The sequence below is a fragment of the Ekhidna sp. ABH4_415 genome, assembly GCF_056161305.1.
In genome coordinates, this window is record NZ_JBSWYW010000005.1 from 285,018 (window position 1) to 311,313 (window position 26,296).

At 41.8% G+C, this 26,296-nt stretch carries 22 protein-coding genes; 11 read left to right on the plus strand and 11 right to left on the minus strand.

The window, feature by feature from the left end; translation table 11 throughout:
• Positions 1-3: 3 nt before the first annotated feature.
• The 3 genes from ACXAH9_RS10565 to tpiA all read right to left on the minus strand — a co-directional run bounded on the left by ACXAH9_RS10565 (position 4) and on the right by tpiA (position 6,589).
• Positions 4-4,923 (minus strand): hypothetical protein, encoded by a 4,920-nt coding sequence (locus ACXAH9_RS10565; protein ID WP_474894823.1) that lies wholly within the window; start codon positions 4,921-4,923, stop codon positions 4-6.
• 77 nt (positions 4,924-5,000) lie between these two features.
• A complete protein-coding gene (gene prmA / locus ACXAH9_RS10570) occupies positions 5,001-5,825 on the minus strand; it encodes a 50S ribosomal protein L11 methyltransferase (RefSeq protein ID WP_474894824.1) in 825 nt (274 codons plus the stop codon).
• Complete coding sequence (gene tpiA / locus ACXAH9_RS10575) at positions 5,825-6,589, minus strand: triose-phosphate isomerase (RefSeq protein WP_474894825.1); 765 nt, start codon at positions 6,587-6,589, stop codon at positions 5,825-5,827. Before tpiA ends, prmA begins: the two co-directional genes overlap by 1 nt.
• A 59-nt stretch (positions 6,590-6,648) precedes the next feature.
• Between tpiA and ACXAH9_RS10580 the strand changes: the two genes are divergently transcribed.
• The 4 genes from ACXAH9_RS10580 (at position 6,649) to ACXAH9_RS10595 (ending at position 9,805) form a co-directional block, all read left to right on the plus strand.
• Entirely contained in the window at positions 6,649-8,034 is a 1,386-nt protein-coding gene (locus tag ACXAH9_RS10580; RefSeq protein ID WP_474894826.1) for a DUF5687 family protein, read from the plus strand.
• The gene (locus tag ACXAH9_RS10585; RefSeq protein ID WP_474894827.1) at positions 8,031-8,720 is read left to right on the plus strand and encodes an ABC transporter ATP-binding protein; all 690 of its coding nucleotides are present in this window, start codon (positions 8,031-8,033) and stop codon (positions 8,718-8,720) included. Before ACXAH9_RS10580 ends, ACXAH9_RS10585 begins: the two co-directional genes overlap by 4 nt.
• A 109-nt stretch (positions 8,721-8,829) precedes the next feature.
• Positions 8,830-9,246, plus strand: a complete 417-nt coding sequence (locus tag ACXAH9_RS10590; protein ID WP_474894828.1) for a TerB family tellurite resistance protein — start codon at positions 8,830-8,832, stop codon at positions 9,244-9,246.
• Between the two features lie 151 nt (positions 9,247-9,397).
• Positions 9,398-9,805 carry a tellurite resistance TerB family protein gene (locus ACXAH9_RS10595; RefSeq protein ID WP_474894829.1) on the plus strand — a complete coding sequence of 136 codons (408 nt, stop codon included), beginning with the start codon at positions 9,398-9,400 and terminating at the stop codon, positions 9,803-9,805.
• Here the strand turns inward: ACXAH9_RS10595 and uvrA are convergent, their stop codons facing one another.
• Positions 9,806-12,598: an excinuclease ABC subunit UvrA gene (gene uvrA / locus ACXAH9_RS10600; RefSeq protein WP_474894830.1), complete on the minus strand. Its 2,793-nt coding sequence runs from the start codon at positions 12,596-12,598 to the stop codon at positions 9,806-9,808. It abuts the gene before it with no gap.
• A gap of 179 nt (positions 12,599-12,777) precedes the next feature.
• On the opposite strand from uvrA, the gene ACXAH9_RS10605 reads away from it, so the two are divergent.
• The 4 genes from ACXAH9_RS10605 to ACXAH9_RS10620 all read left to right on the plus strand — a co-directional run bounded on the left by ACXAH9_RS10605 (position 12,778) and on the right by ACXAH9_RS10620 (position 15,582).
• Positions 12,778-13,377 carry an RNA polymerase sigma factor gene (locus ACXAH9_RS10605; protein WP_474894831.1) on the plus strand — a complete coding sequence of 200 codons (600 nt, stop codon included), beginning with the start codon at positions 12,778-12,780 and terminating at the stop codon, positions 13,375-13,377.
• The gene (locus ACXAH9_RS10610; RefSeq protein WP_474894832.1) at positions 13,352-13,582 is read left to right on the plus strand and encodes an anti-sigma factor family protein; all 231 of its coding nucleotides are present in this window, start codon (positions 13,352-13,354) and stop codon (positions 13,580-13,582) included. The genes ACXAH9_RS10605 and ACXAH9_RS10610 overlap by 26 nt, the downstream gene beginning before the upstream one ends.
• A 56-nt stretch (positions 13,583-13,638) precedes the next feature.
• Positions 13,639-14,283 carry an endonuclease III gene (gene nth / locus ACXAH9_RS10615; protein ID WP_474894833.1) on the plus strand — a complete coding sequence of 215 codons (645 nt, stop codon included), beginning with the start codon at positions 13,639-13,641 and terminating at the stop codon, positions 14,281-14,283.
• Between the two features lie 96 nt (positions 14,284-14,379).
• Complete coding sequence (locus ACXAH9_RS10620; RefSeq protein WP_474894834.1) at positions 14,380-15,582, plus strand: glycosyltransferase family 4 protein; 1,203 nt, start codon at positions 14,380-14,382, stop codon at positions 15,580-15,582.
• A gap of 33 nt (positions 15,583-15,615) precedes the next feature.
• Here ACXAH9_RS10620 and gldB read toward each other — a convergent pair whose 3' ends face one another.
• Positions 15,616-16,596, minus strand: a complete 981-nt coding sequence (gene gldB, locus ACXAH9_RS10625) for a gliding motility lipoprotein GldB (protein ID WP_474894835.1) — start codon at positions 16,594-16,596, stop codon at positions 15,616-15,618.
• Positions 16,597-16,695: 99 nt separating this feature from the next.
• Here gldB and ACXAH9_RS10630 point away from each other — a divergent pair, with 99 nt between their 5' ends.
• Positions 16,696-17,310 carry a porin family protein gene (locus ACXAH9_RS10630; protein WP_474894836.1) on the plus strand — a complete coding sequence of 205 codons (615 nt, stop codon included), beginning with the start codon at positions 16,696-16,698 and terminating at the stop codon, positions 17,308-17,310.
• Here the strand turns inward: ACXAH9_RS10630 and ACXAH9_RS10635 are convergent, their stop codons facing one another.
• Both ACXAH9_RS10635 and ACXAH9_RS10640 read right to left on the minus strand, forming a co-directional pair.
• The gene (locus tag ACXAH9_RS10635; protein WP_474894837.1) at positions 17,311-19,284 is read right to left on the minus strand and encodes an alpha-ketoacid dehydrogenase subunit alpha/beta; all 1,974 of its coding nucleotides are present in this window, start codon (positions 19,282-19,284) and stop codon (positions 17,311-17,313) included.
• A 33-nt stretch (positions 19,285-19,317) separates the two neighbouring features.
• Positions 19,318-20,340, minus strand: a complete 1,023-nt coding sequence (locus tag ACXAH9_RS10640; protein WP_474894838.1) for an SPASM domain-containing protein — start codon at positions 20,338-20,340, stop codon at positions 19,318-19,320.
• Positions 20,341-20,366: 26 nt separating this feature from the next.
• Between ACXAH9_RS10640 and ACXAH9_RS10645 the strand changes: the two genes are divergently transcribed.
• Positions 20,367-21,566, plus strand: a complete 1,200-nt coding sequence (locus ACXAH9_RS10645) for a lipoprotein N-acyltransferase Lnb domain-containing protein (RefSeq protein WP_474894839.1) — start codon at positions 20,367-20,369, stop codon at positions 21,564-21,566.
• On the opposite strand, the gene ACXAH9_RS10650 is transcribed toward ACXAH9_RS10645, so the two are convergent.
• The 4 genes from ACXAH9_RS10650 to ACXAH9_RS10665 all read right to left on the minus strand — a co-directional run bounded on the left by ACXAH9_RS10650 (position 21,563) and on the right by ACXAH9_RS10665 (position 25,687).
• Complete coding sequence (locus ACXAH9_RS10650) at positions 21,563-21,844, minus strand: DUF427 domain-containing protein (protein ID WP_474894840.1); 282 nt, start codon at positions 21,842-21,844, stop codon at positions 21,563-21,565. The genes ACXAH9_RS10645 and ACXAH9_RS10650 overlap by 4 nt on opposite strands.
• A 93-nt stretch (positions 21,845-21,937) precedes the next feature.
• Entirely contained in the window at positions 21,938-22,744 is an 807-nt protein-coding gene (locus ACXAH9_RS10655) for a hypothetical protein (RefSeq protein WP_474894841.1), read from the minus strand.
• An 89-nt stretch (positions 22,745-22,833) separates the two neighbouring features.
• A complete protein-coding gene (locus tag ACXAH9_RS10660; RefSeq protein ID WP_474894842.1) occupies positions 22,834-25,074 on the minus strand; it encodes a M1 family metallopeptidase in 2,241 nt (746 codons plus the stop codon).
• A gap of 25 nt (positions 25,075-25,099) precedes the next feature.
• Positions 25,100-25,687 (minus strand): HupE/UreJ family protein, encoded by a 588-nt coding sequence (locus tag ACXAH9_RS10665; RefSeq protein WP_474894843.1) that lies wholly within the window; start codon positions 25,685-25,687, stop codon positions 25,100-25,102.
• Positions 25,688-25,791: 104 nt separating this feature from the next.
• Between ACXAH9_RS10665 and ACXAH9_RS10670 the strand changes: the two genes are divergently transcribed.
• Positions 25,792-26,280 carry a DUF6702 family protein gene (locus ACXAH9_RS10670; RefSeq protein WP_474894844.1) on the plus strand — a complete coding sequence of 163 codons (489 nt, stop codon included), beginning with the start codon at positions 25,792-25,794 and terminating at the stop codon, positions 26,278-26,280.
• Positions 26,281-26,296: the final 16 nt, after the last annotated feature.

Sequence of the window (26,296 nt, forward strand, 5' to 3'; positions counted from 1 at the left end):
GGTTTAATCAAACCCAAAACCATCGTCTTCATCTTCCTCGATGGTGTCGAAATTTTCATCTTCTACATTGATTTCATCTGGAGAAACCAGGTTGTAAGGTTCTTCTATGCCGAAGTATTTTTTTCTGAAGTCATTAATAAATCCAAGCGTTTCGTTGGTATCTCCTACAGCCAAGATGAGCTCACCGGGTTTGGAGTTTTCAACATTGGATTTAGACTTTATTAGTTCATTGAATTCGGAATTGGAAGAATATAAAATTAGCTGGTTGAAGGTGTACCCTATGTAGTACCAGATTCCAGGGGCAGCTTGAATAAATAAATTCACCACTTCAGCTCCTGATTCATCTTTTTTGATTTCTAAAAACCCATCTAGTTTGGCATTGAGATCATTATCATAAATATTAGATATAGCCAGCTTAGTGGTATTGTGCCATGCTTTTTGACTTCCATCCCATTTCATCTTTACCCCTGAGATAAGTAGCTGGCGTTCCAGTTCTTTCGAAACTGAGGCCAGCGATGTATAGTCTTTTAAGCTTGACTGCTCATACTCTTTGGCGGTAGCATCATTGGTAAAGTTTGCCAGTTTGTAAAGCAGTTTCAGTGAGATGTCGTTGGCCAATGGCGGACCGATCCGTTCGATGATATCAGTAAGATCCTGAGCCATGATTTCGAAGGCACCATCGGGAGCAGGAAACGTCATGCCGAACATCGCGTCAGCGGTGTATTCATTCTTTTCAATATCGCCAACTCCCAAAACAGAAGCATCAACAGTTATTTGATCATTCAGTGGATTGATGAAGTTGGATTTGCCTTCAAAAACAAACGACTTCAAAGTGTCTGTGTACAGCATGGAGTGGCCCTGATACGAAGAGCCATCAGTTTTGGCCGGATTTTCTATTCGATAGGTTTTGATAGAATCAATGTATGAGAGGGTACCACTGGAAACAAAAAAATTCATGTCGGTACCATTTTCTTTAGGCTCGACAAATGTTGTATACAGCTCATCTCTAATATTGACATGAATCCCAGCATACACCCTTTCTCCTCCTTCTAATAGAGCGTTATCAAAAGGTAACTGAACATTTCTTTCCCCTTCGGTTCGTTTAAACTGTACCCAGTGGTTATAATCTGGGTCGGCTAAATCGAGTTTAACTAATCCATCCAGCTCAAGTGCGGGCTTTGAAGCATACATAGTCACTGAGCCTTTATAGAAAAATCCAGGGGAGATGATCACATTCTGGTTTTCCATCACCTCTCCTCCAGAAACAGTCATTAATCGTGTCTCATAGTTACCACGACGGTCTGGTTCTCCAACGGGCACCTCCTGCAATTCAAAACTATCGAATCGTATATCGAATGTGTCTGTACCTACTATCTGTTGATAATATGCATCGCCTTCAAACTTGAGTCGTGAGATTACTCGAATATTGGCACGGTCCAAATAATGATATCCATTTAAGGTATCGATGATGATTTCTGCATTTTTAAACTCCTGCAGTACAGAGTTAGCTAAAATGGTGGTTTCATTTCCTTCAGGAATAATCTTGGAGTCTGCCACAATGATGTAGGGGATTCCATGCACCAGTAGCTCTTTAGAGTTTATATCATATTCTGCTCTTTCCGCATTAAAGGCTAGGGAGTCCAAATCTTCCCTGGTGGTGTAGAAGTAGGAGTCCTCTATCGGGATATTGTCAGGCTTGGTCATAGTAACTACTGAATCTTCCAAATCCCAAATAGCCTCTGTAATGGAGGTTTTCATTTGCGCATACGGAAAAGAGATGGCCGCCACCCCGACTTTTTCAGGACGAATTGTTGCAGTATTATTGGTGAGATCAAAATCCAGACGAATGTCATCACCTGCCATTGCGGGCTTTTCAGGGTCATCTGTCAAAACTTCAAACTGTGCATGGCGTGCACCGTATGATAATTCCTTAAAATTCAATTCCTGAGATATCGCTTTAGATCCTCTTGTAAGCATCGTCCCTCCACCATACACACCATTTGTGGTGATGTTAGCAAAACCTTCAAGTTCTGCTGTTGAGTTATAAAATTTAAATGGCTCACCTACGGTTCGAAGATACATGCTGTCTTTACGTGGCAGCCAATACATATCATAAGCTCCAATCACTGCTTCCGGGTAGCTGGCTCCTTTGTAGTTTCCCGGAGAAATCACTCCGCCAGTACCATCTGTTGTCACCGAGTCAGGGTAGTAAATAAAGTCATCGGAATAGATGGTTGTAGTAAGAAAGTCAATCTGTCCATAACCTCGCATTCCTTTGTTGCTCAATCGAATTTCTTCATAGGTTTTGGCTTCCGTTTCGTAAAGGTTGTATCCTTCTTCTGGGATTTGGTGGGTAAACCCAAGTGATCGGTCCTCCTGGATGGTAAGGGTTTCCGGAAAAGTTGGGAATATTCCTCCTGAATTAAATGTGCCGTCAAAGGTGATGCTTGCACCATCTTCCCGCTCAATGCTGTCCACCTCAAATGGAGGGATAACGAAACGCACAGATTTGTCATACGCACCATTTAAAACCTCTTTTCCATCGAAATAGACGATGGCTTGGCTGTCCGAGTTGAAGTAAGGGTAACGTCTGTTTTCTTTAATGCCAGATTTATTGTCGCTACTATTAATGTGAAGGGTACCTGAGGTTTCTGTGAGTTCGTTTTTCAATTCTACCATCTCAAATTCAGAATCCGCTTTAGTGGTATCTCTCAAAGGAACAGTGAGTTTCATTGAGTCGATTTGAGGCATGTTGATGATGAACTCTTCATAATCAAATTGATGATCTGAGCCTTTATATTGAAAATCCCCTGCCTTCACCATACCATCAAACTCTAGGTTTCTTCCCTTGAGTAAAGTCACAGTACTATCAATGGGCTCTGCGTAGATTTTGAAGTCGGTTGTCAGATAAAACCGACTAACCCCTCTTACTTTTAATTGACCACTGTCCAAAACGAGGTGTGCATTTGATCCGTTTTTTATTTTCGAGGGAATCATCAGGTTGTCGAAATCAACCTTTTCGGCCGAAGCATCATAGTACATAAACGCTTTTGGGTGTAACTTCAGCTTTCCTGTGCTTGCATTGTAGTCCGCAAACCCGTATTGGGAAAGCACTTTTCCTGCTGCTTTTGCAAAGTTTTCGTTTATGTCATACTCCAGGGCCAACTCTCCTACATAAAACTCTTCAAGGTTGTATTTCCGAGCGTAGTATACAGCGGCGTTAATCGGATGGAAGTCAAGAAAGCGCCCCATCTTTCTGTAACGAATCATATTAAAGAAGTCTTCTGATTCGAAGGAAGCAGGAAGCAGGTCTTTGCCATTCATGATTTCCATTGCAATAGAATCATCTTCCATCTTCCATGTGATCAAATCTACGTTCATCGTAACATCAAAATAGGTGGACTTGTAAGGGGTAAGGTTACTGTTCCGAAGGACCTTTAGTTCTTTCGTCAATACATCATACTTAGCACGAACAGACTTGTGATAAATGGAATCACTACCATGAAGAATGGTGATTGATCCACTATTCATCGAAACAAGGGAATCTCCCAATACAAACTCGCTCGATTTCAATACAACTGTATTGCCCTTTCCGTCCAGAATTTTAAGTATGCCCGGATCCCGTGAGACAGCTTTTCCAAACAGTTGATTGCCTTTAAGCTGAATGCCACCTGTATAGCTGAGCTTATCATCTGTCAGCTTTACTGTATGATTGGCATTGTTTGAAGTGAAGATTGGATATTTTGAAAGTGCTCTTTTTGGTCGTCTGACGCTGTTGTATTCAAAAACGCCTTCAATTTCACCCCCGGCAAGTTCATCAAATTGCAGGGTGGCATTAGGGGTCCAGAACGATGGCCGATCTTTTTTGAGGTGAAATTCTTTTAGCTGAACAACAGCCCCTCTAAACTTTGTATTTTGACCAGGCCAGTCTAGAGATCCTTGTTCTGCCGATAATGTTCTGTTTTGAAGTAAAAAAGAACCATTCACACTTTTGATTCGCAGAGAGTCAAAAGGTGTGGCCATTACGATTCGTGCATTTTTTACTTCGATAACTGGCCCTTCTGGTTCAGGGTGCACATACTGATATTGTTTCAGCGTAAGATAATCTTGAATGGCAGGCGAGTAGCTTGGCCTCACTGCTTTTGGTGCTTCATAGGCGGGCTCTTCCTCTTCCACACTCCCCCAGGAATCGTTTCCCCAGCTATCGTCATTTCCCCATGAGTCATCACTACCACCCCAAGAGTCGTCCCCCCACGAATCGTCAGAATCACCCCAGCTATCATCATTGCCCCACGAATCATTCCCCCAGCTATCGTTGGAGTTGTCCCATGAATCATTTCCCCAGGAGTCTTCTGCTGGCTCATCCTCGATTACCGGCATGGTTTCTTCTGTGATTAACTCTGCGGTATCTTCCGCTATGGCTTCCTCCTGAAAAGGCTGTACGTCAACGTATTCGTCCAGCAGCTTGAACTCGTAGCTTCCATCGAGTGCCTGCACGGAGAGGTTTTTATCCAGGCTCAAATATTTTCGGGCGAAATAGATATTTAATCCAAAAAGAAACTCCCTGTATTGCGATTTGGATAGTGTGCGTACAACTTGCTCATTAATCTCAAGCACCTTGTCCAATTGATCTCTTTGCAGGTTTTCCTGTGTTACTGAATAGGCCAGATAGGTAAAATAGTGGTAGAAATAAGGATAAAACTGATATCCTTTTTGCTGCATCGTCAGAGCAATCTGGTGTGCTTTGTTTTGCTGCGCATCGGTGAATTTACCATCCCATGCGTTCTGAAAATCAAACGCAATCTTATTCGCTGATTCTGTTCCGATGGATTTGAGCTTAGCAATAGCCTGTGCCCGAAACTCCGTTTTATCTTCAGAGTATCGTTGGGCATGTGCTGTCATAATCACTAGCACAGATGCCATTACAAATAATAAAAGCGAGCGCATCAAGCGTTAAAGATATTTATAAGTCCCCACTGTACCGTACATAAACGTCGGTTTTAGACGGAGCGTTTTTCTAAAGCGAGCATCGCCCATTTATCTCTGGTGGTTGAATGAATTTTGTATAGTCCACTTTTCATTGCTTCATTTTCCAAATCGGAAATGTCAGATTCATAAAATCCACTGAGGATGAGTTGGCCATCAGATTTTAACCTTTTGGCGTAATCACTTATTTGATCCAGAAGCACGTTTTTATTGATATTGGCGATTACAATGTCAAATTTAGATTTCCTCACCTCTTCAATTTCACCCTTGATCAACTCCACGTCTTTTACATCATTCAACGCAAAATTCTCCTCACTATTTTCGATGCACCAGTCATCAATGTCAGTTGCTATTATTTCACTAGCTCCACGCTTAGCCGCCATTATCGCTAGTATGCCTGTTCCAGTACCCACATCAAGGAACTTTTTGCCTGAATGATCCAAATCCATCTGGTAATTTAATACCTGGTAAGTCGTTGCATGATGTCCAGTTCCGAAGGACATCTTAGGAGTGACGATGATCTCATATTCAAATTCTGGTCGGGAATCATGAAATGATGCACGAACGATGCATCGGTTTTCAACGATTATGGGGTCGTAGTTTTTTTCCCACTCCTCATTCCAGTTGACCTTCTCTTGTTCTTTAACCGTAAAAGAGACATTTGGAAACTGGTTGAATAAGACCCCTACCTTTTCTTCATCAAATTGAGACTGCTCACAGCTCCCTTCAAAACCATCATCAAACTCCTGAAAGGAATCAAACCCTGCTTCAAACAGCTCAGCGATGAGCACATCAGTAAGTGCTGAGTCACATGATACTTTGATGGTGATGAAATCCATTAATCAAATGCTTTTACAATGTTTGTAAAGTCTCGCGATTTTAAGCTCGCCCCACCGATCAAACCGCCATCCACATCCGGCTGGGAGAAAATCTCCTTTGCGTTTTCTGGCTTGACACTCCCTCCGTAAAGAATGGAAATGGAATCTGCTGTTTCCTGGGAGTATTTTGCAGCTATTTGCTTTCTGATGAACGCATGCATTTCTTGCGCCTGATCAGCACTTGCCGTTTTACCGGTACCAATTGCCCAAACAGGCTCATATGCGATCACCACTTTTGAGATTTGATCTTCGGAGAGTCCAAACAATGCTTTTTCTACCTGCATACTGACTAAATCCTCATGTTTGCCAGCCTCACGAACTTCCAGCTTTTCGCCGCAACAAAAGATAGGAATAAGCTGGTTTTCCAACGCGAAGCTTACTTTTTCCGCAAGGAGGTCATCAGTTTCTCCGAAGTATTCTCTGCGCTCGCTATGCCCAAGGATGACGTACGTTACTCCACAAGAAACAAGCATACCCGCTGAAACTTCCCCGGTAAATGCCCCACTTTGGCTTTGGTGACAGTTTTGAGCACCAAGAAAAATGTTCTTCGATGAACCAATCAGGTTTTGAATACCAGTGAGATGGATAAAAGGTGGAATTAGGATTACGTCTGCTTCATTATTCACCTCACCCTGTACCATATGGATGACTTCCGAAGCTAATTTTTTTCCCTCAGGAAGCGTGCAGTTCATTTTCCAATTTCCAGCTACAATTTTTTTTCTCATGCCCAGTGTAAGTTTTTAGATTGCAATGATACTAACGGAGCGTCACTAACACATTTAGAATGGATCTTTTCTATATAAGACATCACTATCAGTCTATTGTCAGAAGCACTTCTTTTGATGGTGAAGTTTTTGCATTTACTGTGCTGTCAATCATATTCGGCAGTTCCATGTATTTTTCATATGATTCATTAGATGCATATGTGGGTTACTTGAGTGCTTATGTATCGGGTAATTCAAACTATCATTTCTTGTTACTTATTTATGTTTTTCTGGATTTAGTCATCCGATTAGTTTTTAGAAGGCCACTTCCTAAGCTTAAGTATTATGTCTTGTGGTGTGATAAGTCGAAGGAGATAGCTTCACAGTATCTTTTTACTTCGCTATTCGGCATCATACCTTTTATATTATTCCTCTCAATGATCATGATGGCTACTAAAGCTGCTGGCTGGTTGGGAAATATGGCCTTCTTATCAGTGGCTATCTGGTGGCTTGCAAATCATTATTTAGGGATACTGACACAATTCTCAAAAAGAAGGCTAAAACCCCTTCTCATGGGGCTTGTTTTAATTGTTCTAATCATCGAACTATTTATTCCAAATCTCACAGTCTCAAACCTTCTTATTCAGCCAATTACGGCTCTGGTTTTCTTTGGAATCGCGATTTTTGGTTCTTATCGAATGGTAAAATCATCCATCGAGCACAGAGAGGTGGAAAAAGCACAAAAAGCATCAGGACTGCTGGATGCTTTACCCGTATTAAGTTTTAAAAATCCGGTATTCCAACTAGAGTGGGCATTGCTGGTGAGGAATAAGCGTACCAGGAGTAATTTACTATTGGGTATGGTTAGTGTTTTGCTGCTACCTTTTCTCGTAGACGGGGATACAGAGTGGATGATTGGGACATTAATATTTTTTATCGCAACTGGTTTTTTCATTATTCAGCATGGGGTTTATTCCCTTGGATGGGAAGGGAGCTATTTTGACTTTTTAATCACCAATATTTCTCCAAAGGCTTTTATAAAGACCCGGTACTTGTTTTATGTTGGTACCTGTTTTGTTGGTTTAACGTTTACATCTATTCCCACATTAATAAACGGGTTAAGTTGGATAGACCTGATCACTGTTTTTCTATTCAATATTGGTGTTACGATTCCGCTAGTCCTTTACCGATCCACGCTAAATGACACGAAGATTATTCTAACGGAAAACTCATTCATGAACTACAATGGTATGATGACTGCTCCGATTTTCGTTAGCAGCTTTTTAGTCATTTTGCTACCATTAATGATTTATGGAATAGGGGTAAGTTTCTTGGGTAATAATGCAGGATTGTTACTTGGTGGTATCGGATTAGTAGGGTTAGTGCTCTTTCACCCAATTACGGATTTGATCGCAAAAAAATATCAATCCAGAAAGTATCATTTGTCACAAAGTTTTAAAGCATGATCAAGATCAAAAAGTTGAAGAAATCATTTGGAGGTGTACGTGCCCTGGATATTGATGACCTGGAAATCCACCCTGGTGAGTGCATAGGTGTGGTAGGAAACAATGGCGCAGGAAAAACGACCTTTTTTAAGTCTGTTCTGGATTTGCTGAAGCCAGATCATGGACATGTTTCAGTGGAAGATGTTCCGGTGAATATTTCGGCAGACTGGCAAAATCATTTAAATGCATTTATAGATGAGTCTTTCCTCATTGAGTTTTTAAGGCCAAAGGAATATCTGAGCTTCATGTTAAAGATGAAAAACTCCCGGTTTGATGTGGAGAAGCTACTCTCTGATTATGCTGAATTTTCTAATAAGGATATCGATGAGAACAAAAAGTATATTCGGGATTTGTCTACCGGGACAAAAGTGCGAATTGGTGTCTTGTCACTATTGGCAGGAGACCCTAAATACATCATCATGGACGAGCCTTTTGCTCATTTGGACCCCACATCACAAGCAAAGCTGAGAAAACTGATTCGAGCGCAAAAAGAGAAAGGCAGGTGCGTGATTGTTTCAAGTCATAATCTTCAAAATATAGCTGAATCTTGTGATCGTGTTATTCTTATAGAAGCGGGTCAAGTGAAGTATGATGTAGAAGTGAATGAGGAGAACATGAAGAAGCTTGGAGCTTATTTCGATAATTGATTTCCATAAACTAGTTAGTAAAAAAACTTACTCATTTCTGATGTTACCCCGCATTTCAAGTATCTCTTAATTGAGGTCTTTTTGTTGAAAAAACTGACCCCAATTTCAAATGAACAAACTAGAAAAATTCCGTGCACTAATCAGAATGGCCTTAATTGATAATAGGTTAGAGAAAGAGGAAATGGAACTTCTTAAAGAGCTAGCACGAGATAATCAAATCGAGGAGTCCGAATTGCAACAATTGGTAAAGGAAGAACTTGAAAGTAAAGACGCAAACAAACCCATCGCTTTCAATCTAGACTTTGATGGTAAGATCGAGATCTTGGCTGACCTGGTAAAAATCATGAAAGCAGATGGCAAGGTATTTCTTAGCGAAATCAAATTTTGTCAGATGATGGCTAAAATGTTTGGGTTTGATGAGAAGTCGATTGGCTTTCTTTCTGAAATGGTTCACAGAGACAAGAGCGTGCCTCCAAATTGGAGTGCTATTCAAACTAAAATGAAGGATTTCGTCTCAAAACCTTAAGACGACTAGTTAATATTATTCTTAGGTTGATCAACGTTTAATGGCCTACTTCTCAATCGATAACAAAGGCCGACTCATCTATTAGTAAGGCAAGCCTGGCTGATAAGTGGGTATTTCTTAACATCTTGGTAAATAATAAATGCATTGATTCATGAAAGATGTTGTAAAGTTTAGAGCCTTGGTAGGAATTGCACAGGCAGATGGTGATTTCGACAGCTCTGAAAAAGAATTTATTCGACACTTAGCGGAGCTCGAGGGATTATCCATGGGAGATCTTAAAGAGCTTCTTAAAAATGCAGGTAAAACCGGAAACTTGATTAAGGATCTTAATTTTGATGAGAAAGTAGATATTCTCATTTACATGGTCAAGCTGATGAAGATTGACGGTAAGGTTTTACTAAGTGAAATCAAGTTCAGCGAGAAGGTTGCAAGTGCTTTGGGTTTTGAAGAAAGAGCAATAGGTTTCCTATCTGGAATAATTGAGAGCAATCCCAACGACACACCGAATATTGGAAGCATCAACCATCGAATGAGAAAGTATTTAATAGACGCTGAATAGCTATAGCTTCTCTTTCAAATACTGAGCAGTATAGTTATCCTTCAGTTTCGCCAGATCCTCCGGCAATCCTGCAAAGCAAACATTACCACCTTCTTCTCCTCCCTCGGGACCAAGATCAATGATCCAGTCGGCATTCTTTATAACCTCGGTATTGTGCTCGATGATCACCACTGAATTACCCCCATCAACCAAAGCGTTGATTGCATCCAGCAATTTTTTAATATCATGAAAGTGGAGGCCGGTAGTTGGTTCATCAAAAATAAAAAGGATGTGATCGGTATTATTTGTCTTGCTTCCCTTTGAAAGAAAGGAGGCGAGCTTGACTCTTTGTGCTTCTCCACCACTTAGCGAGTTTGATCCCTGTCCAAGTTTCACATACCCAAGCCCCACGTCAAAGAGTGGCTGCAGCTTGTTGGTGATGGCATTGTTTCCCTCGAAGAATTCCAATGCCTCTCTAACTGAGAGGTCAAGCACATCAGCAATATTCTTGTCGTTGTATTTGACTTCAAGAATTTCTTTCTTGAATCGTTTGCCACCGCAGTTTTCACACGTCAGATGAAGGTCAGCCATGAACTGCATCTCGATTTTTACGGTACCCTCTCCCTCGCAAACCTCACATCTTCCACCATCAACATTGAACGAGAAATGTGCTGGTTTGAAATTGTTGGTTTTAGATAGGGGCTGCTCAGCAAAAAGTTGACGAATGGCATCATAGGCTTTTACGTATGTGACCGGGTTGGAACGAGAGCTTTTTCCAATCGGGTTTTGGTCTACAAATTCTACCTGTGTAATTTTTTTGTAGTTGCCGGTTAAGTTTGTGAACTTGCCAGAGGCTTCCCCGATTTGTCCCAGCTGCTTACCAATTGCCGGATGTAAGATTTTTCTTACTAGCGTGGACTTGCCGGAACCACTCACACCCGTAACAACCGTTAACACACCCAGTGGTACTTCTACAGCAATATTCTTCAAATTATTTTCTCGAGCCCCCTCAATTTGAACGGAGGATCGCCATGGTCTTCTTCGTTCAGGAACAGGAATCGTCTCTTTTCCTTGCAGATATTTAGAAGTGTAGGAGTTGGTCTCTCCATTCATGTCTGAGGTCTTACCTTGGAAGACAAGTTCTCCACCAAACACGCCTGCATCGGGACCAATGTCGATGATCTGGTCTGCAGCTTCCATTACCTTCTCCTCATGCTCCACCACAATCACTGTATTCCCAACATCGCGCAATGTTTTCAATACATCGATCAATCGATCCGTATCTCTCGGGTGAAGTCCAATACTTGGCTCATCCAAAATGTACATAGAACCAACCAGCGCACTGCCAAGGGAAGTTGCCAGCTTGATTCGCTGAAACTCTCCACCGGAAAGTGTATTCGTCAGCCGATTTAAAGTGAGATATCCAAGTCCAACCTGTTCGAGGTATGAAAGACGATTTTTGATTTCTTCAAGGATACGCTTAGCAACTTTTTCATCGTGCTTGCCCAGGTTGATAGAATCGAAAAATGGGCGAAGTTTCTTCACAGGCATCAACACCAGGTCAGTAATCGAATGATTATCGACCTTGACGTAGCTTGCATCTTTTCTAAGCTTTGTTCCTCTGCAGTCCGGACAGGTGGTTTTCCCCCGGTAGCGAGAGAGCATCACGCGATACTGGATTTTGTGGAGCTTGGATTCTAAATGCACGAAGAACTTATTGAGTCCATCAAAATATTCATTACCAGACCAGAGAAGATCGTATTGCTCTTTCGTGAGTTCAGCAATCGGACGATGGATTGGAAAATCAAACCTGATACCATCTTTCAACAAAGGCTCTGCCCACTTTTTCATGGTTTCACCTTTCCATGGAGCTATAGCACCCTCATAGACCGATAGATTACGATCAGGGATCACCAAATCAGGATCGATTCCTAAAACTCTTCCAAACCCTTCACATTTTCTACAAGCACCGTATGGGTTATTGAAGCTGAAAAAGTTGACCGAAGGTTCTTCAAAGACCATTCCGTCCAGTTCAAATCGATCTGAAAAGTTCTTTTTTCCTTTCCCTACGATGGTTACAAAACAGTCGCCTTCTCCTTCGAAGAATGCAGTTTGTACAGAGTCAGCCAAACGAAACTGTGTGGCTTCATCGTTTTGAACAACCGCCCGGTCAATCAGGATTTCGATTGCTTCCTTTGGCTTCTCATTATTTTTCAGCAAATCCTCAATGAAAGCCACCTCATCTCCAATCATGATGCGGGTGTAGCCCTTACTCATCAGGATTTCTAATTCCTTAGTTAAAGATCTTTTCTCCTTTTGTTTGAGTGGTGTTGTGATCATCAGCTTCGAACCTTCCTCGTGAGAAAGGATGTAGTTGACAACATCCGTAACGGTATCTTTTTTTACTTCTTTTCCGGAAACCGGAGAAATGGTTTTACCGATGCGCGCGAAGAGCAACTTCAGATAATCGTAGATTTCTGTAGTGGTACCAACCGTAGATCTTGGGTTTTTGGAAGAAACTTTTTGCTCTATGGCAATTGCGGGAGCTACGCCTTTGATGTAGTCTACCTCAGGTTTCTCCATCCGTCCCAAAAACTGGCGCGCATACGAGCTCAGGCTCTCTACATATTTTCTCTGTCCCTCTGCAAATAGCGTGTCAAATGCAAGGGATGATTTTCCCGAACCTGATAATCCTGTGATCACCACGAGTTGATCTCGAGGGATTGCCACATCAAGGTTTTTCAGATTATTCACCCGTGCTCCTTTGATGAGGATGTATTCTTTGGGATCTAAATTGTCAATTTTTCCAACCATTTTAGGGGTGTGCCTGTCTATGAAACACTAACAAAAGGATTCGGTTCGAGTGGCGCAAAAATAAGGTGCAGACTTTTCCGAGTTGTTGATTTTTTATATTCTTGTCCGCATAAAATTATTTCTAACCCTAAACCCTACAATATGATATAGACCTCTACGTTAACAAACAGGTGAATTACATGAATAAGACAAGTTTGAATGATAGTGAATTGCTATCCCTCTACATTGGAGGAAACGAAGAGGCATTTGAGGAACTCCTCAATCGTCATAAAGACAGGGTTTTTACCACAATTTATTTAATTGTAAAAGACAGGTACACCGCCGAAGATCTCATGCAGGAGGTTTTCATCAAGGCAATTCGTACTATCAAATCTGGCAAGTATAATGAGGAAGGGAAATTTCTTCCCTGGATTCTAAGAATCGCTCATAATCTGTCTATAGACCACTTTAGAAAAGCCAAGCGATATCCTTTGATTGTGATGGAGGATGGAAGCAGTGTGTTTAATACGCTTGATTTCTCAGAGTCGTCAATTGAAGAAGAACATATCAAACAAGATACCTACAACCTTCTGAAAGCCTACATCAAAGATTTACCGGACTCACAACGTGAGGTGTTGGTTATGCGACACTACATGAAGATGAGCTTCCAGGAAATTGCTGATGCAACTGATGTAAGTATCAATACGGCGCTGGGAAGGATGAGGTATGCTTTGATAAACTTGAGAAAAAAGTTTGAGCAAACCCAAAACGCGTATGACAAAAACCTTTACAGAAGATGATTTAGTAAGATTTCTATACGACGAGCTAAATGAGGACGAGCGATTGGAGATGAAAGAATCGCTGTGTGCTGACATGGAACTCCGATCAAGATTGGATGAATTGGAAGCAGCAAAATCTGCTTTGGATGCTGTGACATTTAAGGCTCCACAGGAGGTTGTTTCCAGGATTCTTTATGCATCGAAAAATCTTTCGGTTGGTAGCTGAAAATTAAGAGACTTCCGAGGTTTCCAAAACCTCGGAAGTCTGCCTAATTTTAGGCGATGACCAAGAAGGAGCGGTACGAAGCATTCGTCAAATACTTTTCAGAATCTTATCCACAACCGGAAACCGAGTTGCAATACTCTAATCCGTTTGAGCTACTTGTAGCAGTGGTGCTGAGTGCCCAGTGCACCGATGCAAGGATCAATAAAGTTACGCCTGCCTTGTTCAAGGATTTTCCAACCCCGGAGCACATGGCCGCCAGTCACTTTGACGAACTGTTTCCTTATATACGCAGTGTTTCCTATCCAAATAATAAGACGAAGCACCTCCTTGCCTTAAGCAATAAGCTTGTTGAAGATTTCAATTCTGAAATTCCCACCACTATCAAAGAACTTACCTCTCTTCAAGGTGTAGGAAGAAAGACTGCTAATGTGATTGTATCTGTGCTTTACAATCAGCCTGCCATGGCGGTGGACACGCATGTCTTTCGTGTGTCAAAGAGACTGGGGCTGGTGACCCAAACAGCCAAAACCCCTTTGGAAGTAGAAAAGCAGCTAGTCAAACATATCCCTGAAGAATACATTTCCCGTGCCCATCACTGGCTGATACTCCACGGACGGTACGTTTGTCTGGCGAGGAAACCACAATGTGAGAAATGTGAGATCACCCATTTTTGTAAATACTTTGAGAAAAATTTTATTTAACATCTCTATGTTTTTGTAGTAGTTGCCGATACTAAGGTTGTTTTCCTCGAAAGAGGAATTGATTTTAATGGGGAAGGCTGCATCTTTAAGGCAAGGATGAAAATTTTATACGTCCATCAGTATTTTAAAACCCCTGAGGAGGGAGGATCAATAAGGTCTTATTATCTGGCTAAAGGATTGGTAGATGCAGGTCATGAAGTGACAATGATTACTGCGCACAATGCTGCTTATGAGGTCAGAAAAGTGGATGGCATTAAAGTTCACTACTTGCCTGTGGTTTATGACAATAGCTTCGGGTTCATTCAGCGAATATGGGCATTCTTTCTATTTGTAAAATTTGCCAAAAAAGAAGCCAAAAAGCTATCGAAACATGATTTGGCGTATGTGATGACCACTCCGCTAACTACCGGGTTTATAGCAACGTATCTGAAAAGGGAACTGAATCTGCCATACTATTTTGAAGTAGGAGACTTGTGGCCAGAGGCACCTGTGCAGATGGGAGTAATTAAAAACAGGTGGTTGAAAAAATGGCTTTATTCCCTTGAAAAGAGGTTCTACTTTGAAGCCGAAAAAGTAATTGCATTATCACCAGCAATTAGAAATTACATAGAGAAAGCTAGCCCAAATACCAAAGTGTATGTGATTCCAAATATGGCAGATTGCTCATTTTTTGAGGCTGACTACAGTGTTGGAGATTTCAGTGAGAATAACCGATTTCAAATCACCTATTGTGGTGCACTTGGAAAAGCGAATCACCTGGAATACTTAATAGAAGCTGCGAAGCAATGCAAAGAATCGAGCCTTCCTGTGCATTTCAATATCATAGGGTATGGATCGGAGTTGGGTCAATTGAAGAGGATGGCCAAAAGACTAAAGAATGTGTCATTTTACCCTCATTCGAGTAAACACTGTGTTAAGAATCTGCTTGCTAAAAGTGATGCGGTTTATGTGTCTTTTAAAGATGTGAAAGTGCTGGGCACAGGGAGCCCGAATAAGCTTTTTGATTCCTTAGCATCCGGCAAGCTGACCATTATCAATTTTGATGGGTGGATTAAGAACCTGATCCGTAAAAACAAATGCGGATTTCATCACAATCCCTATTCTAGAACCGAATTTGTAAGAAAACTGAAAGTCTTTTTGGAATCTCCGGAACTCCTGGCCAGATATCAGCGCAATGGCAGAAAGCTTGCTGAACTGTATTACGATAAGGATATTCAGATCACTAAGCTCCTCAAAATCTTTAATAACGAATACAAGTTTGAGGTAACTGACTCTGAGGTTTATATTTTGACGGCATAACCCACCCCTAGCCCCTCCAGGGAGGGGAATAAATTAGCTTCCAGATGGTTTGTATTTCGATTCGGTGAAGATTTTATTGAAATCGGTTTCTGACATGATGTCCTGAATGGTAGCACCAGTTCGTTCTGCATAGGCTTCTACAATTTCCCAGCCCAGCCACCTGCCAATTCGGCCAGGGCATTTGTCTCCAATTTCATAGACATTTGGTCGCTCCCCCAAGAAGCGCTGCTTCATCGTATGGTCAGTCTCGTATAGCCATTCATTTTGTATGAAGTTGGCCCAGATGATTGCGTCATTTTCATAAATATCCTCCCATTCTTCCTCTGTATATCCTATCAAAATGTTGCCTGGTGTACAGGGTAAAATTTTGCTCAGCAGGTAATAGGACTTCCCATAATCAATCATTTCTGCAAGCATCGCATCGCCTTTACTCTTGGCTATATACTGGCTGGAGATAAACTGAAGAATGCTGGCAGCTAAATGGTCAATAGTATAGCGCTGCAAGATATAATTGGGGATTTGCTGAGGCTTATATGTTGCATCCGGGCCGACGAAAAAGTCCATTCCGATCATGATGTGCTCATTCGAAATAAAAAGGTCATTGTAGAGTCCGGTCACACATGTTTGAACAATTGGAGAGGGAGCGTTTGGGTAAAATACTTTTAACCTGCCAAGTCCTTCTTCCATTGTGGCAACTACCTCATCAAAATCTTTAAACGCAGCAACTGACTCCTGGTAAAGGGTATCAATGGATGGGTTTTGGATTAATCCAAACATCCGGTTCGCCAGAATTGAATCAGCCGGATACTGGTCTGAATGAAGAAATAGCTGAGCAAAATCCGGATTGTTTTGTAGGAAGCGCTCCACTTCTTTGGTTGACTCACTGTTGAAAAGTTCTTGCTCAAGCCTTTCAACTTTGAGTACCACCTTTTTCGGCTCAACAGATTCTCTACATGTTTGCCTGGTGCATGACGCTAATAAAACAACACAAATCATTAGGTGGACTGCTCGCATACTATCTATTTTTGACGGCAAATTTAACAGGGTAAACCTGTTTACCTCATTGAGGTCTAATTTTTGCCTTGGTGGAATAATCAAAACCAGATAACGAACATGAAGAAGTTTATATTTTCTCTCCTAATTTTTGCCTCCCTTGGTTCCATGGCTCAGATTAAGCTTGGTCTGAAACTGGCACCTGTGGTTGCAGCAAATCGTGCTAAGAATGACGCACAAACCGTAGAAAATGATGGTTCGAAAATGAAATTTTCGGTAGGTCTGGTTGCGGATAAGACCTTATCGGATACGTACTTTTTAAGCTCTGGATTGATCTATCTTCCAAAGCGAGTGGCATTTCGTGATGCAAGCGGAACCATAGAGGAAGAATATAAGCTTCAATACCTGCAAATTCCTGCTACCCTCAAGCTGTTCACGAATGAAATAGCACCAGACTTAAAAGGATTTTTGCAGATTGGATCAGCCCTGGAAATCTTAGTTTTTAATGAAGAGGAAGACCCCTCATATACCACAGTTGAGAAATTCACCCCTATTGATATCCCCGTGATTCTTGGTGCGGGAATTGAATTTAGAGCGGGTATAAATACAGCCATATTCGGAGGGTTTTCCTATCAACGAGGATTAATGAACGTGGTAAATGGTGCTGAAGATGGGTTTGGTGATCTTCAATTAAGAAACACTGTATTTTCTATAGATTTAGGAGTGAAGTTTTAATCAATATTTAACCAACTGAATAAGCCTTTCCTCTAGTCGTTCATTTGGCAAAAAATTCTTCTCCAAATCTGCAGCAAAAGGAACGGGTGTGTCCAGGCTTCCCTCTCGCATGACAGGAGCATCCAGGTACTCAAAGCAATGCTCGGAAATCCACGCAGCAATTTCACCGCCTATACCTCCTGTGAGGCAATCCTCATGTAAGACCATAACCCGTCCTGTTTTTCGAACGGATGTAGCTACCGTTTCTTTATCCCAAGGAAGCAGTGTTCTGAGATCTACAACCTCCAAAGAATGCCTGGCCTGTTTTGCATATTGCATGGCCCAGTGAACACCCATACCATAGGTGACAATAGTACAGTCAGTTCCCTCATGGCAAACCACCGCTTTACCAACTTCAGTTGTATAGTAGGCATCTGGTACATCTTCTGTCAATGAGCGGTACAGTGCTTTGTGTTCGAAATACAGGTAGGGGTTTGGATCCTCAATTGCAGCAGCCAGCAAGCCTTTGGCGTCAATCGGATTTGATGGATAAACAATTTTTAGTCCAGGTGTATGGAAAAACCATGCTTCATTGGATTGGGAGTGGAAAGGTCCGGCTCCTACACCTGCCCCTGTTGGCATCCTCACTACAACATCGGCATTTTGTCCCCAGCGGTAGTGAATTTTAGCCAGGTTGTTGACAATCTGATTGAAACCTTCGGTTACGAAATCAGCGAATTGCATTTCTACTACTGCTTTCATTCCCGCAATGCTCAATCCGAGACCGGTCCCGACAATTGCCGCTTCACACAAAGGGGTGTTGCGGATTCTTTCTTTCCCGAACTGCTCCATAAAGCCTTCGGTGATCTTAAATACTCCACCATAATCGGCAATGTCTTGCCCCATTATGATCAGCTCAGGATGTTTTTCCAGTGATTGTCTAAGCCCATCAGAAATTGCATCCACGAATCGTTTGGATGATTTCTTTCCTTTTGGAGCGGTGACTTTCTGTTCATATGGGAAATACACATCCGCAAGCTCAGTTTCTGTATTCGCCTTAATAGTATCCTCTGCAAAGGCCTCCTTCACTGCCTCATTTATTTCTTTTTGGATGGACTTTCTGATTTCTCCAATTTCATCGTTAGTGCAAACCCCTTCTTTGATCAGGAAGCTTTCAAAACCTTTAACCGGATCTTTCTTTGCCCACTTTTCCATCAGCTCTTTGGGAACATATTTGGTTCCTGAGGCTTCCTCGTGTCCTCTCATTCTGAAGGTCTTTGCTTCGAAAATGACTGGGCGAGGATTTTTTCGAATATCTTCAACCAGTGGCTCCAACTCATTCAAGACTTCTAGTATGGAGTTGCCTTCTACACTATATGCTTCCATGCCGTAGGCAGGCCCTTTGACAACAAATGAGTCAAAATTGAATTGCTCCCGACTTGGGGTAGAAAGTCCATACCCATTGTTTTCAATCACGAAAACAACCGGTAGCTTCCAAACGGATGCAACATTGACCGCCTCATGAAAATCTCCTTCACTGGTACCACCGTCTCCGGTAAATACGAGGCTTACTTTTTCTTCTTTACGGAGTAAGTGAGAGAGGGCTATCCCATCAGCAATGCCGAGTTGTGGACCAAGGTGAGAGATCATCCCAACGATATTATAATCCTGAGTTCCGAAATGAAAACTTCTGTCCCTTCCTTTCGTAAATCCATTCATTTTTCCCTGAAACTGTGAGAAAAGCCTTTGAAATGGAACGCCACGAGTGGTAAAAACGCCCAGGTTTCTGTGCATAGGGAGGATGTATTCTTCTTTGTCAAGGGCCAAAGCAGCACCAACAGATATGGCTTCCTGCCCGATTCCTGAAAACCATTTACTTATTTTGCCCTGACGGAGGAGTATCAGCATTTTTTCCTCGATCAACCGTGGGGTGACCAACGCCTGGTGGATGGTAAGTAATTCTTCGTCGGTACGGTTATTTCGTTCGAATTTCATGAGTTGTGTGAATTGCAATGCGAAATAAGTACATCAGGCCCAAACCTTCAGCCCCTCTGTGCAGTTTTTGCAAATTTCTATTTCTGAGCGAGAGGTCAAAAGGGCTTTTCGGAAATTTTGATAGGGTCGGGAATGCCAGATTTCTTTAAATGATTGTTCACTCACATTTCCCATACTATGAGATGCATCTTTATCGAAGCAACAGGGAATAACCTGACCCTCCCAGGTGATTACACAGGACTGCCACATTTTCCAACACTTGTTTTCCAGTGTGTTTTTGATGGAATAGGTGCCATCTCCATTGGATCGATACCGTGAATATTTATCTATAGAAGGGACCAGTTCACTACCTTTCTCATAGTCATAAATCTGTGCGGTTTTGAAAGCTACCTTGTCTACTCCATATTCCTTTGCCAGCTCCTTTATTTTTGGAATCTCATGCTCATTCGGTTTTACTACAAGGAACTGCCACACGATTTTAGGGCCTTTTGATTTTAATTTTTTCCGCCACTTCAGAATGTTCTTCGTTCCCTCCAGCACTTTGGTTAAGTCACCTTCTTTGCGATAAGACTCATACGTTTCCTGTGAAGCGCCATCGATGGAAATAATTAAACGATCCAATCCGCTTTCTACTGTTTGTTTTGCGTTTTTATCATCAAGAAAATGGGCATTGGTGGACGTAGTGGTATAAATATTATGTCGATTAGCAATTTTTACCATGTCTAAAAACTTAGGGTTGAGGTAGGGTTCACCCTGAAAATAGAAAGTAAGATAAATCAGGTGATCACTGACATCCAGCATTATTTTTTCAAAGAGGGATACATCAAGTTTTCCGGTAGGGCGCGTAAAAGACCGCAATCCACTGGGACATTCGGGACATCTGAGGTTGCAGGCTGTTGTTGGCTCAATAGCCATGCTGATTGGGAGTCCCGAAATCTGTGCTTTGCCGTTTTTAACAGCCCTTTGATAGCTCTGCCAGATTTTCCATGCATTGGATATCCTTTTTGGCGTTAGTTTTGATGCGAGCGAGATGCTATCGTGTAGATTGACCAACATTGTAAAACAAAGTAAACACTTGAATCATGAGATTCGTATTTCTGGCCCTTCTTATTTCAATTTCTATATTTTGTGAAGCTCAGATTAGACTATCGGAGGAGGCTGAAATTGCAGTAGTGACAATTGGCCCTTATCAGGGTGAACCATGGTCTGCGTTTGGTCATAATGGCTTTAGAGTCACGGATCCTGCCAACGGGATCGATTGGTTTTATGACTATGGATTGTATGATTTTAACCAGGAAAACTTCTTTTTAAACTTTGCCAGAGGACTGCTCAAGTACAAAGTGGGGGTGCGAGAATGGAGCAGAACATACAGGGTTCAACGGTATTTTAAGCGTTATATCAAGCTTCAGTATCTAGACCTCACACCGCAAGAGACACAGAGGCTTTTTGATTTTCTTCAGAACAATGTTAAGCCAGAAAATGCGGAGTATCTCTATCATTATGTATACGACAACTGCGCCACTAAAATCAGGGACGTGGTACAAGAAAACTTTCCAGGGAGAATCACTTTTGATCTAAGCTATAGGGAAGAGGGAAAGACGTTCAGGCAGCTAATGGATGATTATTTGGGTCAGCAGGATTGGGGGGACTTTGGAATTGATGTGGGACTGGGAATGGAAGTGGATCAGGAAGCAAAAGCTGAGGAATACATGTTTCTTCCTCCATACATTCATAAAGCTTTTTCAGGGGCCACTATTTTGAGAGACGGTGAGGAGGTACCTCTCGTAAAAAAATCGGTAGACGCATTTATACCTAAAGAGGAGAGTTCCCTGTCAGTTTGGGTCACTCCTTTTAATTTCTTTGTGATACTCTTTTTTGTTTCCGGACTAATTACTCATAGAAATCTTAAGTCAGGTAAAAGAACCAAATGGATTGACATGCTACTTTTTGGTTTTGCGGGATTTGTTGGATGGTGGGTGGTTTACCTGTGGATTGGTACTGAGCACATGTCTAAAAACAACCTTGACATTTTGTGGGCTATTCCGTTTCATTTTCCGTTGATCTTTTTTGTTGGAAAAGAAAAGCTTAGGCACTTCTTCAAAGTTTATTTCAAGGTAAATGCATACTGGTACTGCGGATTGCTTTTGGTATGGGGGTTTTTACTTCAGCCCATACATCAATCCCTAGTACCATTTGTCTTGACGCTGGTTTTGCGCAGCTTTTATATTGCTTATGATTTGAAGAAACCAAAGGTCAAGCTACCCACTAACGGGAAACCTTAGTCCTCAACCTTAACACCGTTCCAGAAAGCCACATAATTTTCAATGTTTTTCGCGAGTTCGCTGGCCTCTGGGTAGTACCATGCAGCATCCTTGTTTTCTTTACCGTTCACTTCCAACGTATAGTAGCTGGCCTGACCCTTCCACGGGCAGTGGGTATGTGTATTGGTTTCTTTGAAATACTCTTTTTTGATTGACGATGGAGGAAAGTAATGATTTCCTTCTACTACCACAGTTTCGTCACTTTCGGCGATCACTTTGTCATTCCAAATTGCTTTCATAATCATATTCTTTGATACAATAATGGAATTTATCTGGGAATGGTTTGCACCATGATCAACTAAATGAATCCTGAATGTCGTGCTCATTCCCTTTCATAGTACGCTATCAAACTCTGAAAATGTTCCTTCTGGGACTTCATCAAGCACCTCTATGTTTTCCAGGGAATATTGGCCTCTGTTGCCTGACAGCAGAATCTCACCATACTTTTTATAGTCAGCCCAAGGGGTAATAAAACGAGGCTCAATCGTACTCGAATCTGGATAATAGGCCCACTGAGTAATCAATTTAGAATCAGTGTCCACCCAAACTTCATAAACATTTTGAGGGGTGACCCCCACATCATCAAATGATAAACTAAGTACATCGGCACGTGCACCAATTTGAGTCGTGTCTTCCCTTAGGTATTTTAGCGTAACACCGGTATCCTTTAATTTATATGGCATTACCAGCCAGTAGGAGTCATTTACCCACATTTCATATCCTCGCTGAAGATAGACATCTAGCGAGTCTGTTACTTCTATTCCATCTTTCATGGCTTTTCCTTCTTTTGATTTTATGTTCATCAAAATGATGAGGTTATCATTCGGAACTTCAATGCGCACATCTCCAGTCCATTTATCCCAGATATGATCGCGTCTACCAAAGAAATTCCACTTGATGTAGCGTGTATTGTTCCAAGCCTTTCTGCCCCCCATGGCCTGCATGGTTTTATCAGCAAGAAGGGTTGCAAGTAGATCAGAGCCTTCCTGATTGAACCCTTCTGCTGGGGGATTATTATAAGCTACGAACTCACCGCCATCTGCAACTGAGGTAGTATCGGCAGATTCTGATGAAGATGAGCCTGTAGAACAGGCAGTAAGAAGAAGGATAGTTAGGACGAAAAACAACTGATTTTTCATGGCATCTAATGTTTGTGCTAAAGATAGGAAATAAAAAAGGAGACCGTGATGGTCTCCCTTATAGTTTAGGTTGGTTGTGTTCGTTTTAATTAATCCTTCCCTTTTTTAAACTTATCAAATCGATCTCCTTCATTTGATCTTGGGAATACATTGTTTGCAGCGTTCGTATCTGCTGTCATTCGATCCGGATCAATCACAATTTTAACGACTTCTTTGTCCTTTACGAAGACTTTTTTCACTTCTTTTTCATTGATTCTCCAGATCTCAGCAGGTATTTTTTCCAGCTCTACTGTACCATCAGCATACGTCCACTGAATAAGAACAGGCGTCACCAAGCCACCTTGATTTTTAAGCGTCAACTCATAGAAGTTCTTACCAGCAGCCGACTGCTTAATTTTTTCATTATTTACGGATTGGTTGAATTCCCTGTATTTGCCTTGATATTCCTCAAAAACAAACGCATTTGGATCAGTACCAAATCCCTTACTGCTGTTATTGCCGTCTATACTCTGACCAGAGCCTTTAATGTTTCTGGTCTCAAGGCCATTCTCCTCGGTTTGCATCTGAAACCAACGAACATTTGCCAGGTCTACATCTACATAGTCCGTTCCATAGAACCAGCCTCTCCAGAACCAATCCAGATCTACGGCAGATGCATCTTCCATTGTTCGGAATAGATCGGCAGGTGTTGGGTGCTTAAATGCCCATCGCTCTGCGTATGTCTTAAAAGCCTTGTCAAACAACTCCGGCCCCATCACTACCGTTCTCAGGATGTTTAATGCAGTAGCTGGCTTGGCATAGGCATTTGCTCCAAATTGGCGAATCTGCTCTGAGTTGGTCATGATAGGACGAACCAACCCATTTTCCCCACTCATATAGTTCACAATTTTGTGTGCAGGGCCTCTTTTGGAAGGAAATACATACCCAAGCTCATCAGTAAGCTCCTGTTCGGTCAGGTATTGAACAAACGTATTGAGACCTTCATCCATCCATGTCCATTGACGCTCATCTGAATTGATGATCATTGGGAAGAAGTTGTGTCCCACTTCATGAATGATTACTCCAATCATTCCATGTTTTACTAGATCTGAATAGGTGCCATCAGGATCAGGACGTCCGTAGTTGAAGCAGATCATCGGATACTCCATTCCAATGGATGCGGTATGTACCGAGATGGCCACCGGATAGGGATATTCCACTGTGAACTTGGAGTACGTTTTAAGGGTTTGTGCCACAGCCACAGTAGACCATTCTTCCCAAAGCGGATTACCCTCTTTTGGATAATACGACATGGCCAAGGGCTCATTTCCTTCACTTAATTTCACAGCCATAGCATCCCAAATGAACTTTCTGGATGCACAGAAGGCATAATCTCTTACATTCTCAGCTTTATATTTCCAAGTCTTCGTCCCTGTCGCTTTTGTCTTTTCGTTTTTCTTCGCCTCTTTTTCTGTTACGATGATGACCGGCTTATCATAGCTTTTCTTTGCTTGAGCAAATCGCTCTTGCTGTTCTTTTGTTAGCACTTCCTTAGGGTTTTGAAGAACCCCTGTAGCTCCAACAATAAAGTCTGATGGCACAGTCAGATCAACTTCATAGTCACCAAAAGTCAACGCAAACTCTCCGCTTCCAAGGAATTGCTTGTTCTGCCATCCTTCATTGTCGATGTAAACCGCCATACGTGGGAAGAACTGTGCGATTGTATAGAGGTAGTTTCCGTCCTCTTCAAAGTACTCTAGCCCAGAGCGACCACCATCAGTCATCCGATTGTTGATATTGTACATCCAGTCAATGCTGAATGTCATATTTTCGCCTGACTTTAAAGGCTGGGCTAAATCGATTCGCATCATCGTTTTATTAATGAGGTAGCTCATGTCTTTTCCGGCGCTTTTCACTGACTTTATTTTGAACCCACCATCATACTCCTGATCTCCTGTCAGGCGGAACACTTCCCGAGCGCTCAAGGTATCTTCCATGTCAGATGACTCGATCAGCGGGGAGTCTGAGTTTCGTGCACGCATATTTTGATCTAGCTGCACCCATAGGTATTCCAGGTCGTCCGGTGAGTTGTTGTAGTAAGTGATTGTTTCACTCCCTGTGATTGTCTGTTTGTTATCATCCAGCACGATGTTCATTTTGTAATCGGCTTTTTGCTGCCAGTACTGATGTCCGGGAGCTCCGGAAGCTGTTCGATAAACATTTGGCGTGGGCAACATGGTACCCAGCTGCTCAAATTTTTGCTCCCATTCTGTGTCTTTTTGTTTTCGATCCTGCGCCATCCCTGCTGTGCCGACCAGAAACGCTACAATTAGTAGAATGCTATTCTTCATAGTTACGTTTTAGTTAATAATATTTTCAGTTTAAATAATTTGTATCCAGCATGAGCATAAGGGCAATACCCCCAACTGCCGACGATATGATCATCTTCCAATCTTTGCGAGTTACTCCACCTAAACCGACGAAAATAAAGCTAATGATCATGAATAATCCAACGACTATTATTTGACCCACCTCTAATCCTACATTAAAGGCAAAAAGCTGAAGGATAATTGTTTTGTCTGTACCCAAAAGTGCTCTGAGGTAATTGGAAAAACCAAGCCCGTGTATCAACCCGAAAAAACCAGCATATCCATAGTTTCTCCATATTTTTCCTTCAGCAATTCTGTCCTCTTTGGTGAAAAGATTAGAAATCGCTGTAATCAAAATAGTGACCGGAATGAGAAATTCGATCAGGTCTGCATTGATCTTGATGATCCGCATGGTAGCCAGAGCCAACGTGATGGAGTGACCAATGGTGAATGCCGTGACCAATATCAAAACTTTTTTCCAGTCTACTGACTGATAGAGTGCGCAAAGAACCACAACGAACAGGATGTGGTCATAGCCATTGACATCCAAAATATGGTCAAAACCCAGTCCGTAGTACAGCCTAAATTCACTCATGGGGTAGCGAATATAAAACAAGGAGTTGATCTCCAGATTTATTCTAACAGATGATTTGATGAACGGTATTGGAACCAGGCACACTCTTTGTCTAGATTTGAATCATGATAACACTTGTGCTCTTACTTTTTCAGTTGGTTAGTCACCCGTTTCATGTCAGTGTCTCCGACATCAAATACAAAGAAGACCAGAAAGTAATACAAATTAGCACACGTATTTTTTTGGATGATCTGGAGCTGGCACTGAGAGCCTACTCGGGAGATGAAAAGCTTAATATCATGTCGAAAGAAAGCTGGGATTTTATCAATGAAAACCTGGAAAAGTATCTTTTGGACAGAATGAAGCTGTGGGATGAAAAAGACAGAAAATATGAACTGAATTACATCGGTGCAGAGATTGAAGAGGATGTGATGTGGTGCTACATTGAAATTGAAAAGGTGAAGAAACTAAAGCAGGTTAAAGTCCGGAATACTATCCTTCATGAGGTCTGGGGCGATCAGGAAAACCTGGTACACTTCCGTGCTTTTGACGATGTGCAGAGTGCGAGGTTGTACAAGGACGAAGATACCGGAGTGTTTGAGTGGGGCAACTAGTTGTCTTTTTCTTGAA